The organism is Arthrobacter sp. Br18, from assembly GCF_000520555.1.
Classification (GTDB): Bacteria; Actinomycetota; Actinomycetes; order Actinomycetales; family Micrococcaceae; genus Arthrobacter_D.
Genome location: NZ_AZSA01000311.1, coordinates 1 through 1,271, shown reverse-complemented (window position 1 = coordinate 1,271; position 1,271 = coordinate 1). Strand labels below are relative to the sequence as shown.

The 1,271-nt window shown below is 60.0% G+C and carries 2 protein-coding genes; both read right to left on the bottom strand.

The genetic code is table 11. The features are described from left to right. Positions 1–72 precede the first annotated feature (72 nt). The gene (locus Y704_RS22575) at positions 73–624 is read right to left on the bottom strand and encodes a GNAT family N-acetyltransferase (protein WP_162149358.1); all 552 of its coding nucleotides are present in this window, start codon (positions 622–624) and stop codon (positions 73–75) included. 125 nt (positions 625–749) lie between these two features. After that, positions 750–1,271: GNAT family N-acetyltransferase (locus tag Y704_RS22570; RefSeq protein WP_155850182.1), on the bottom strand; the 522-nt coding region annotated here is incomplete at its 5' end.

The following is a 1,271-nucleotide window of genomic DNA, read 5'->3' as shown; positions in this document are numbered from 1 at the left end:
TTCCTGCCGCCCGGGCACGGTGACCCATTGCGTGAAACACCCGTGACGGTTCGTATCAGCCTGTGATAATTATCAGCGGGTGAGGTTCCGGACAAAGGTTGCAAGGCGTTGACGTAAGGAAGGAGCCGCTACCGGGTGAACGGACGCGTCCGGCTCCTCACGGCCTACCGGAGCCTCCACTGCTCTTTTCGGTGACTTGGTCGTGCTGTCGTCGCTTTCCTGCTGAGGTTTTGAAGAGGACCTAAGGGATGAAAGAGTTCGTTCGAAGACGGTGACCGGCCCGCGCTGGTCATCTTCGTGTTCTCCGACGTCCACGAAACCGTACTGGGTCACCAGCCGCCAGCAGAGCGGGTCATCGACGCTCAGACTGGTCCGCACTGTGCGGACTTCCGGGAGGGCTTCAGCCTTCTCCAGAAGGATGACAAGGGCAGCCCTGGCATAGCCTTTCCGCCGGTGAACGGGATCCACGGCATACCCAATTTCCACCATCCCTGAAGAATCAGGAGGACCACGGAACCCCGCCCACCCGATAGTCCGTTCCGCACCAAAATCCACGATCAGGCGGGCAACCCACCCTGTATCACCTGATGCGGCGGTAACCTGCTCACTGTCCAGCCGCCACACGCCCCTATTCGGGACGATCCCGGTGCCTTATCCAAGGTTGACAGAGAGGGTCGCTCGAAGAATTTATGGCCGCCGCGGTAGCCCCCTCGCTTAGAACTCATACCGTTTCCGCCGATTTGTGGTGATTATCGGCTGGTGAGGTTCCGGACGAAGGTGACAAGACGTCGACGTAACGATGAAGACGTCCTCGGGTGCGCGGGTTCGCCCGGCTCCTGGTGTCCTCGGGGTGTTCGGGCTGTCTTTTCCGATGACCCCGTCGTGGGGTCGTCGCTTTCCTGCTGAGGCGTGGAAAGGCGCGTATCGGAGGGGAAGGTTAGCTCGAAAATAGTTTCCAGCCCGTCTTGCTCATCTTCTTGCTCTCCGATGTCCCTGAAACCGTACTGGGTCACAAGCTGCTGGCAAAGCCGGTCGTCAACGCTCAGACTGGCCCGCACTGTGCGGACTTCCGGGAAAGCTTCAGCCTTCTCCAAAAGGATGACAAGAGCGGCCCTGGCATAGCCTTTCCGCCGGTGAACGGGATCCACGGCATACCCAATTTCCACCATCCCTGAAGAATCAGGAGGACCGCGGAAACCTGCCCACCCGACGGTCCGTTCCGCACCAAAATCCACGATCAGGCGGGCCACCCACCCTGTATCACCTGATGC